This is a genomic window from Marinimicrobium sp. UBA4509, assembly GCF_002388575.1.
GTDB lineage: Bacteria > Pseudomonadota > Gammaproteobacteria > Pseudomonadales > Cellvibrionaceae > Marinimicrobium > Marinimicrobium koreense.
This window is the reverse complement of record NZ_DGMV01000051.1, coordinates 126,524-135,340: the sequence shown is the minus strand read 5'-3', so window position 1 is coordinate 135,340 and position 8,817 is coordinate 126,524. Positions and strand designations below refer to the sequence as shown.

10 protein-coding genes are annotated in these 8,817 nt (G+C 60.7%); 7 read left to right on the top strand and 3 right to left on the bottom strand.

All coding sequences use genetic code 11. The features are described from left to right. The first annotated feature begins 43 nt into the window (after window positions 1-43). On the top strand, window positions 44-316 hold the full coding sequence (locus B3520_RS09575; protein ID WP_123636852.1) for a PilZ domain-containing protein: 273 nt from the start codon (window positions 44-46) through the stop codon (window positions 314-316). A gap of 13 nt (window positions 317-329) precedes the next feature. Here B3520_RS09575 and B3520_RS09570 read toward each other — a convergent pair whose 3' ends face one another. After that, complete coding sequence (locus tag B3520_RS09570; RefSeq protein ID WP_286804273.1) at window positions 330-812, bottom strand: leucine-rich repeat domain-containing protein; 483 nt, start codon at window positions 810-812, stop codon at window positions 330-332. Between the two features lie 193 nt (window positions 813-1,005). On the opposite strand from B3520_RS09570, the gene B3520_RS09565 reads away from it, so the two are divergent. Together B3520_RS09565 and B3520_RS09560 are read left to right on the top strand one after the other, a co-directional pair. Further along, window positions 1,006-1,656, top strand: coding sequence for an OmpA family protein (locus B3520_RS09565; RefSeq protein WP_123636853.1), 651 nt, complete (start codon window positions 1,006-1,008; stop codon window positions 1,654-1,656). A 108-nt stretch (window positions 1,657-1,764) separates the two neighbouring features. After that, on the top strand, window positions 1,765-2,610 hold the full coding sequence (locus tag B3520_RS09560; RefSeq protein WP_123636854.1) for a class I SAM-dependent methyltransferase: 846 nt from the start codon (window positions 1,765-1,767) through the stop codon (window positions 2,608-2,610). Window positions 2,611-2,636: 26 nt separating this feature from the next. On the opposite strand, the gene nadC is transcribed toward B3520_RS09560, so the two are convergent. Together nadC and B3520_RS09550 are read right to left on the bottom strand one after the other, a co-directional pair. Further along, complete coding sequence (nadC, locus tag B3520_RS09555) at window positions 2,637-3,491, bottom strand: carboxylating nicotinate-nucleotide diphosphorylase (protein ID WP_286804274.1); 855 nt, start codon at window positions 3,489-3,491, stop codon at window positions 2,637-2,639. A 4-nt stretch (window positions 3,492-3,495) separates the two neighbouring features. Further along, window positions 3,496-4,020 carry a retropepsin-like aspartic protease family protein gene (locus B3520_RS09550; protein ID WP_286804275.1) on the bottom strand — a complete coding sequence of 175 codons (525 nt, stop codon included), beginning with the start codon at window positions 4,018-4,020 and terminating at the stop codon, window positions 3,496-3,498. Window positions 4,021-4,257: 237 nt separating this feature from the next. On the opposite strand from B3520_RS09550, the gene B3520_RS09545 reads away from it, so the two are divergent. From B3520_RS09545 to B3520_RS09530, 4 genes are all read left to right on the top strand, one after another. Further along, on the top strand, window positions 4,258-6,693 hold the full coding sequence (locus B3520_RS09545; RefSeq protein ID WP_286804276.1) for a DUF1631 domain-containing protein: 2,436 nt from the start codon (window positions 4,258-4,260) through the stop codon (window positions 6,691-6,693). 68 nt (window positions 6,694-6,761) lie between these two features. Further along, window positions 6,762-7,319 (top strand): 1,6-anhydro-N-acetylmuramyl-L-alanine amidase AmpD, encoded by a 558-nt coding sequence (gene ampD, locus B3520_RS09540; protein ID WP_286804277.1) that lies wholly within the window; start codon window positions 6,762-6,764, stop codon window positions 7,317-7,319. Beyond that, window positions 7,316-8,158 (top strand): regulatory signaling modulator protein AmpE, encoded by an 843-nt coding sequence (gene ampE, locus B3520_RS09535; protein ID WP_123636858.1) that lies wholly within the window; start codon window positions 7,316-7,318, stop codon window positions 8,156-8,158. The genes ampD and ampE overlap by 4 nt, the downstream gene beginning before the upstream one ends. A 29-nt stretch (window positions 8,159-8,187) precedes the next feature. After that, entirely contained in the window at window positions 8,188-8,673 is a 486-nt protein-coding gene (locus tag B3520_RS09530; RefSeq protein ID WP_024459540.1) for a YajQ family cyclic di-GMP-binding protein, read from the top strand. Window positions 8,674-8,817 lie beyond the last annotated feature (144 nt).

Sequence of the window (8,817 nt, the reverse complement as noted above, 5' to 3'; positions counted from 1 at the left end):
CGGCGGAGACCCGCCCCGACATTGACAGGAAAAGGAGCTCACCGTGATTGATCGTCGGCAATATGAGCGGACCTCCGCCAGCATACGTGTGGAGATGACCCACCCCAGCTTTGGCACCATCGTGGGTTTTACCCAGGATATTTCCGATGGTGGGGCCCGGGTATTGATTGAAAACCAGCCCAAGCCACCGGTGGGAACCCTGGTGATGGTCCGGTTTCGCAAGATGGTGGGGCCGATTAACGATGAGCCGGTACAGATGCGGGTGATGCATCAGCTGCGCAACACCGTGGGCCTGATGTTTGATTCCGGCAGTTGAGCCGTCCGACCCGTCAGCTTGCCTCGGTGCAGTGCTCAGGCAGGTGAACCTTTCCCTCTGCATTGTCGGCCAGTTGCCGGGCATCCCTGCACTCAAGCGCCGTATTCCCCCGCAAATCCACTTCTTTCAGGCGTAACAGCGACAATAGTGGCTCGGCGGATCTGATCTGATTGTTTTCCAGCAACAGCACTTCCAGTCTCGACAGCGTTCTCAGTTCAGCGACGTCCTCAAGCGGATTGTCATTCAGGCTGATGGCCCGCAGGGCGGTAAAGGTGGACAGGCCCGCCAGTGATTCGATGCCGGCACTGCTGCAGTTCAGTTGGGTCAGTTGAGTGGCCTCGGTCACCTGCTGATCTTCGATGGTCTGTTGCACGCAATCGTGCAGCGCAGCGTCGGGCAGGCGGAAGTCGGTTAACAGTGTCGGCGGGTTGTACACCGGGTTGTCGTTGATGCTCACCGCATAGCCGGTGCAAGCGGTCAGTGCCGTCGCTGTCATTAAAATCATCCAAATGCGAAAAGTGTGCGCTAGACTGTTGCTGTGAACCATGGCTCTGCCTATAGTGTCGAAACCTGAACTGCAATCAATGATGGCAGTTGGAGGCGGGAAAAGCTACCGGGTTCCCGTCGGTTTGAGTCTTCCGCTAGGGCGGGCTTTTACGTTTTTGGAATTTAATGATAGAGGAATAGCAATGAAACGTTTGCTGGCTTTGTGTGCAATCTTCACTCTCGCAGCTTGTACCACAACCGATCCCTACACCGGGGAAGAAAAAACCAGTAATACCGCCAAGGGGGCTGGCATTGGTGCCGTAGCGGGTGCCATTATTGGCGCGGCTTCCGCCAGTAAGAGCGATCGTAAAAAAGGCGCCCTGACCGGTGCCGCCGCCGGTGCGGCGATTGGGGGTGGTGTTGGTAACTACATGGATCGTCAGGAAGCCAAGCTGCGCGATGAGCTTCAGGGTTCCGGTGTGCAGGTTCGTCGTGAAGGCGATCGTCTGTACCTGATCATGCCCGGCAACATTACCTTCGCCACTGGCCGCTACGAAATCCGCTCGGATTTCTACAGCGTGCTGGATTCGGTAGCCAAAGTACTGGCCGAGTTTGATCAGACCGCCATCAAGGTCAGTGGTCATACCGACTCTACCGGTGGTGATCAGCTCAACCAGACCCTGAGTGAGCAGCGCGCCGCCAGTGTGCGCGATTACCTGATCCGCCGCGATGTGGCCGCCGGTCGTATCCAGGCCTATGGCTATGGTCCGCGCTATCCGGTGGCCAGCAACAGCACCGCCGAAGGCCGTGCCGCCAACCGTCGGGTAGAGCTCGAATTGCTGCCTATGCAGTAAGCGAGTTTGACGAGCGCAGGGACGCGCTCCGCATTCCCTCTTGATTGATGATGTGTGCCTTTCCCGGCACAGTCCCGCCCAGTTTTCTGCCCTGATGAAGCGACTGCTATGAACACCTTATCGGCGACCTGGCCGCTGGTTGTTATTGCCCAGTCTTCCGACTCCCGAGCGGAAGCGGCGGCGACGGCCCGCGAACTGGATGTCCCTCTGCTGATCAATGCCGAGCCGGAGCAGCTCTCCGAGCCAACCTTTGCCCTGGTGTATGACGACCACGGCCTGGCCTTACACCACACCGGACGCAAGGTCCCCGGGCCGGTTCAGGTGGACTTCCTGGGCGGGGCGGTGGATCATCGGCGCCGCTTTGGGGGCGGCAAAGGGCAGATGATCGCCAAGGCGGTGGGATTAAAGCCGCATGTATTCCCACACGTGCTGGACCTGACCGCGGGGCTGGGGCGGGATGCGTTTGTGCTCGCCTCGCTGGGTTGCCGTGTGCAACTGTGGGAACGTTCGCCGGTGGTCTATCGGTTGTTGGCGGACGGTCTGGCGCGCGCCAGGCGGGGCGCCGAGCAGAGCGGTGACGGCGACCTGATGGAGATTCTCGGGCGCATGTCTCTGCAATTGGGTGACGGCGCAAGTTACCTTGCATCACTCGCTGAGGGCGACCCGGTGCGTCCCGATGTCATCTATCTGGACCCAATGTTTCCCGAGCGCCAAAAATCAGCCGATGTGAAAAAAGAAATGCGGGCGTTTCATACCCTGGTGGGGGCGGATGCCGATGCCGATGATCTGTTGGCGCCGGCGTTGGCAAAGGCGCGCTACCGGGTCGTGGTCAAGCGGCCCCGCAAGGCGCCGGATCTGGCCGGACGGGCGCCCGGGCACCGGATTGAGGGCAAGAGCAGCCGGTTTGACGTCTATGCGCTGCACAAACTGCCAGAGCGCCTTAATGATGAATAGTCAGAGCGCGCCGGGGTGACCGGTCGCTAGGCCTCTTCCACCGACAGCCGCATCGACAGGTCCAGCGCTCTGCAGTGTTTGGTCAGGGCCCCGATGGATATGTAATCCACGCCGGTATTGGCCAGGGTGGCCAGCGTCGCGTCGGTCACATTGCCCGACGCTTCCAGTTTGGCCCGTCCACGGTTGCGGGATACCGCGACGGTCAGGTCCTCGGGCGAGAAATTGTCGAGCATGACAATGTCGGCGCCGGCCGTCAGAGCCTGTTCCAACTGCTTCAGTGATTCCACTTCCACCTCCACCGGCGTCTCCGGGGCGATTTCCCGCGCTTTACTGACAGCCTCGGCGATACCGCCGCAGGCGGCGATGTGGTTCTCTTTGATCAGGAACGCATCGAATAAACCGACCCGGTGATTCGCACAGCCCCCACAGCCCACCGCGTACTTCTGGGCCAGGCGTAGTCCGGGCAGGGTTTTGCGGGTATCCAGCAGAGTGACCGGTGCGTCCTTGACCTTTTGTGCGTAAGCGGCACTGACGCTGGCGGTGCCGGATAACGTCTGCACGAAGTTCAGAGCGGTGCGCTCTCCCGTGAGCAGTGCCCGGGCATTCCCGCTTAACTCGAACAGTAGCTGGTCCGGCTTTACCGAATCCCCGTCCTGAATGTGCCAGGTGATCCGGGTGTCCGGGTCGAGTTGCCGGAACACTTCCTCCACCCAGGGGCGACCGCAAAAGCAGCCCGCCTCGCGGGTGATGACCCGGGCGTGGGCGACCCGCTCAGCGGGAATCAGAAGGGCATTGATATCGCCGCTGCCAATGTCCTCGGCCAGCGCGGCACGGACGTTGGCCTCGATGGCCCGTTGCAGGTCCGGATTGAGTTCGGTCATGGAGTCAGTCACCTTGGTAACGCAGAGTGAGGCGGTCGCCTTGCTGGCGGAATTCTACCTGTCCGAGGGCGCTCATGCCCAGCAGTACCTGGTCACCGCCCATGGCGGGGTTGATGCTGGCGCTGACGTCGCGCAGTTGGATGGTGCCGAGCTCCAGGCGTTCGAGTCGGGTGGCGCGCACTTCAATTCGGCCGTTGGCGGTCATGGCCCACTGCCGGGCTCCGGCCCGAAGACCCGCGCGTTCGGCCAGGTCCTGGCTGACGACCACGTCCGTGGCGCCGGTATCGAGCAGGAAGGTGGCGTCCTCTCCGTTGATCTGTCCGGGAACCACATAGTGTCCCGAGCGGTTGCGACGCAACACGACCTCCTGAACGCCATTGACGACCTGGCCCTGGATCGAGCGATTGGGGTTGTCCTTGCGGTCTTCCCAGACGCCGAAGGCCCAGGTGAGCAGTGCGAGCCCGATGATCCAGGCTGCAACCAGCATGCCGCGTCCGGCCTGCTGGCCGGGCATTTGCTCCTGTGTCATAACTGCCCCGTGGTGAGCGTTTCGGTGGTCATCAAAGTGTCACGGGTTTTTATACCCGCAGGGCCCTGTTTTTCTCGTTTGTCAGCCAAATTTTTCTAAGCAAATGAAGCTGTTAGCCGAAATTGTGATAGGGGTCTCGATCTTATCATTTGTCGCTGGGATGTGTCCTGATCCTCGTTATACTAATGATCGTAACTGTAAATTGTCCCGACAGTGACCACCCTCAGGAACATCACCATGAACGATTCCGTGCAACCCCAGCGTGAAAATGTCGTCCCGCTCAACCCCGAGCGACGTCAGCCAGCGACCGTGTCGTTGGCGCGCCTGCCGGCGGCCATGCACAGCGTGCGCGACCGGGCACGGCAAACCCTTCAGGGGCTGCTGCGGGATCTGTTCGACAAGGCGGATGATTCCCTGTTCGAACTGGCCGACCAGGCTACCAGCAATCAGGAACAGAACCTGTACTTTGACTCCATGCGTGAGGTCCGGTTGCAGCGGCGCACCTTGGAGCATACGTTTTTTCTGGGGCTGGACCGGGGCTTTGCGGCACTGCTGGAACCCGGCGAGTCAAACCGGCAACAGCGAGAGGAGGCTTCCCTTGAGGAACTGAGCCTGGTTCAGAACGATGAGCTGGAGCAGATGGTGGCGACCGAAAGCATGGTCAACAAAGCCAACGAGCAGTTCGCCGAGGCCGTCCAACATCTGACGTTGCGGATGGATCAACTGGTGCCGGTGAAGGTGTACCAGAAGAACAATCCCCTGGGGGCCGACGCCATCTGCACCGGATTCACCGAGGCCGCCAAGGCGCTGAAGATCGACGTCAAGGCGAAGCTGGTACTGTTCAAGCTATTTGACAAGTGGGTGGTCTCGCGATTGGGGTCGATGTATGAAAGCGTCAACCAGCAGCTGATTGATGCCAACATCCTGCCGTCCCTGAAAGCGGGCGCGCCCGCTGCCCGCCGGCAAAGGGCCGGAGCGCAGCCCTCGCGAGCCGCCCGGGCCGAGCGTGCTCAGCGAGAGGATGAATCCAATCAGGTGCTGCACACGCTGCGGGACCTCCTGTCCAACCAGGGCGGGGCGAGTCAGAGTCAAGATTCCGGTGCCGGCGAGTCGCTGGACACCCAGGATCTGGTGCATCTGCTCTCCCAGGCACAGCAGCAAGACTGGGCCAGCCTGGATCAGGGCGCCGATGCGGTCAATGTGCCGCAGCTGGTTCGCGGTCTGGTCAAAAATACCCGCCGGCAGTCGCTGAACCAGGTGGATGAGGATGTCATCAATCTGGTCAGCATGATGTTCGAGTTCATTCTCGACGACCGCAATCTGGCTTCGCCCATGAAGGCCTTGCTGGGGCGGTTACAGATTCCGCTGATCAAGGTCGCGATTGCGGATAAAAGTTTTTTCAGCAAAGGCGGGCATCCCGCCCGTCGCCTGCTCAATGAACTGGCCATGGCCGCGTTGGGCTGGCAGGACACAGGAGAAGAGGGGCGGCGCAAAGACACCTTTTACCAGAAGGTGGATCAGATCGTTCAGACCATTCTGGCGGAATTTGAGAGCGATGTCGGCATCTTCGACCGCATGCTGCTGGACTTCCGCGCCTACCAGGAAAAAGAACGGCGCCGGGCCCGCATTCTGGAGCAGCGCACGTTGGACGCGGAAGATGGCAAGGCGCGCTCTGAGCGTGCCCGGGCCGAAGTGGATGCGGCACTCAAGCGTCTGACCCAGGGGCAGACTCTGGCGGTAGCGGCCAATACCCTGCTGTATGAAGCCTGGTCCAAGGTGCTGTTTATCATCTGCCTGAAGCAGGGCACTGACAGTGACGACTGGCGGGAAGCCCTGGAATCCGCCGAGCAGTTGGTCTGGAGCGCCACGGCTCCCATGGATCGCGACAATCGTCAGAAGCTGCTCAAGCTGGTGCCCGAACTGTTGCCGCAGTTGCGGGCGGGTCTGGAATCCATCGCTTACAATCCGTACGAAATGAACCAGCTGTTCAAACAGTTGGAGCAGCTTCACCTGTCCCGGTTGCGGGAAGCCAGTCAGCCGGCGCCGGCCGCCGAGCCGTCTCAGCGGGGCGCTGATCCGGTCGCGACCGAGACGGTAGCCGCCGAGCCAGAACCTGTCCCTGAGGCGAATGCTGAAGCGGTGGCCGATGAAGCCGCTCAGGCCCCCGTGCTTCAGGTGGTTGAAGAACCGAGCGCGGCTTCTGATGAGGCTTCCAGTCAGGCTGACAGCTCGGCTTCCGGGGCTGAGGATTCAACTCCCATCGCGGAAGGCTTGGTTTCGAGCGCTGAAGGCTCAGTTTCAAGCGCCGAAGGCTCTTCTACCGAATCCACCCCATCTTCTGTGGTGACCGGTGAGGTTGGTGTCTCTGACGATGGGCCGCTGCCCGCGTCGGACCCTCATATGGCGTTGGTGTCCAATCTGACCCAGGGGAGCTGGTTCGAGCGCCAGGATGAGCAGGGGCAGGCGTTCCGCTGCCGCCTGGCGGCGATGATCAAGCCCACCGGCAAATACATTTTTGTAAATCGCTCCGGTATGAAGGTGGCGGAAGAGACCCGCGAAGGACTGGCGCGAGCGCTCAAATCCGGCCGGATGCGAATCCTCGACGATGGCATGTTGTTCGATCGCGCGCTCGAAGCGGTGATCGGTAACCTGCGCAGCTCCCGCGCCCGGTAACCCCCAGCAACAGCGACAAAGGCTCCCGGCCCCTGTATCATTCACGCCATGAATGACTGGAGGGGCCCGTGAGCGTATCCATTCAGGACGGCTGGCTGACTTCGGCCCGCCGCTGTCCGTCTCCCAACTATAACGAGCGTCCGCCGGGCGAGGCCATCAGCCTGCTGGTGGTTCACAACATCAGTCTCCCGCCCGGGCAGTTTGGAACCGGGTGTGTGGAAGACTTCTTCTGCAATCAACTCGACATCAATCGCGACCCCTATTTTGAGCAGATCCGGGATCTTCGGGTGTCGGCGCACCTGTTCATTACCCGGGACGGTGAGTTGGTGCAGTTTGTGCCTCTGGATCGGCGCGCCTGGCATGCGGGCGCCTCCGAGTTTGACGGTCGAACCGAGTGCAACGATTTCAGCATCGGCATTGAACTGGAAGGGTGTGACGACCTTCCCTACACCAAGCCGCAATACCGGCGTTTGGCCGAGGTCACCCGTCTGTTATTATCCTGTTATCCGGCGCTGACGCCGGAGCGCATTACCGGCCATTCGGATATCGCCCCCGGACGGAAAACCGATCCGGGCCCGGCCTTCGACTGGCGCCACTTTCGCTCACAGCTCTCGGAACGCTTATGACCTTCCTCAGTGTCTTTCTGGTTCTCGTCCTGGTGCAGTGGTGGGGCTCTGGTGCGCCCCTGCAAAAAGACGGGTGGTTTGATCGTTATCTGCACTGGCTCGAGCAGCGCCCCAGCCGTGCGTGGCCCAAGTTGCAGTTGTTGCTGGCGGTGGTGGTGCCGGCCCTGGTGCTATGGTTACTGACCTGGGCCGTGGCCGAGGGCCTTTCGCAGGGCTGGCTGATTTTTATTGCCGTCCCGGTACTGCTGTACAGCCTTGGCCGAGGTGACTTTTCGGCCGAGGTGCAGGCCTATGTGGAGGCCAGCGAACGGGAGGACTCGGTGAGTGCGGCCCGCCATCTGGCGGCCCTTCAGGGCAATGCGGTGGAAGACGCCGACCCCGAGGACTGGGCCAGCATGCATCGTCAGGCGCTCAAAACCATTGCCTATCGCGGGTGCGAGCGGATGTTCGCGGTGCTGTTCTGGTTTCTGGTATTGGGCCCGGCGGGCGCTTTGATGTACCGCCTGAGTGTGCTCTACCGGGAGCGCTCCGAATCGGCCCAGGTGCACCGCTGGCTCTGGCTGATGGAGTGGCCGGTGGTTCGTGTCATGGGCTTTACCTGGGCCATGGCGGGCAATTTCGACAGTTGTTTTTTCCGTTGTCAGCGCGATCTTGGCGATACCCGTCAGGGAACGTCGGTCCTGCTGTACGATCAGATGCTGGGTGCTTTGGGCAGGACCGAGCCGGAACCCGCCGACTCGGCGGTGGACCTGGATATGATTCGCGCCAGCCAGCCCCTGTATTCCCGTTCCCTGTTGCTGTGGGTCTGCGTGCTGGCGTTGATCACCCTGCTGGCCTGATCCTGAATTGATGAGAGTGAGGTAGTTCTATGCCGTCTTTTGATGTGGTGTCCGAGGTCGATAAGCACGTATTGACCAATACGGTGGACCAGGCCAACCGCGTGGTGGGCAATCGCTACGACTTCAAGGGCGTGGATGCCCAGTTTGAGCGCAAGGACTTCGTGGTGACGCTCACCGCTGAAGCAGATTTCCAGCTGCAACAGATGCTGGACATTCTGCAGGGCACCATGGTGAAGAACAATATTGATATCGCCTGCCTGGAGATCAAAGACCCGACCACCGTCGGCAAGCAGGCGCGTCAGGAAGTGATCGTGCGCACCGGGTTGGAAACCGAGCTGAGCAAGAAGATGGTCAAGCTGATCAAAGACAGCAAGCTCAAAGTGCAGGCCCAGATCCAGGGCGACCAGCTGCGGGTTACCGGCAAGAAGCGCGATGACCTGCAACAGGTCATGGCGTTGCTACGCAGTGCCGAGGGCGTTGATATGCCGCTGCAATTCACCAACTTTCGAGATTGATGAGCAGGCGTCACTGGCTGCCCAGAGGCTGTATCTGATCGCCAAACGTTGTCCCTGATTTAATGTACCGCGACCAACCGAGCGTTTCATGACCGATACCCCTGAATCCCCGTCCCGCTCCTGGCGGGACTCGCTGTTGATTTA

Bases quoted from the DNA above. Each gene is read 5' to 3' on its own strand.
- B3520_RS09530 (WP_024459540.1), top strand. From the start codon at position 8,188: ATGCCGTCTTTTGATGTGGTGTCCGAGGTCGATAAGCACGTATTGACC.
- B3520_RS09570 (WP_286804273.1), bottom strand. From the start codon at position 812: ATGACAGCGACGGCACTGACCGCTTGCACCGGCTATGCGGTGAGCATC.
- B3520_RS09545 (WP_286804276.1), top strand. From the start codon at position 4,258: ATGAACGATTCCGTGCAACCCCAGCGTGAAAATGTCGTCCCGCTCAAC.
- B3520_RS09550 (WP_286804275.1), bottom strand. From the start codon at position 4,020: ATGACACAGGAGCAAATGCCCGGCCAGCAGGCCGGACGCGGCATGCTG.
- nadC (WP_286804274.1), bottom strand. From the start codon at position 3,491: ATGACCGAACTCAATCCGGACCTGCAACGGGCCATCGAGGCCAACGTC.
- B3520_RS09565 (WP_123636853.1), top strand. From the start codon at position 1,006: ATGAAACGTTTGCTGGCTTTGTGTGCAATCTTCACTCTCGCAGCTTGT.
- ampE (WP_123636858.1), top strand. From the start codon at position 7,316: ATGACCTTCCTCAGTGTCTTTCTGGTTCTCGTCCTGGTGCAGTGGTGG.
- B3520_RS09560 (WP_123636854.1), top strand. From the start codon at position 1,765: ATGAACACCTTATCGGCGACCTGGCCGCTGGTTGTTATTGCCCAGTCT.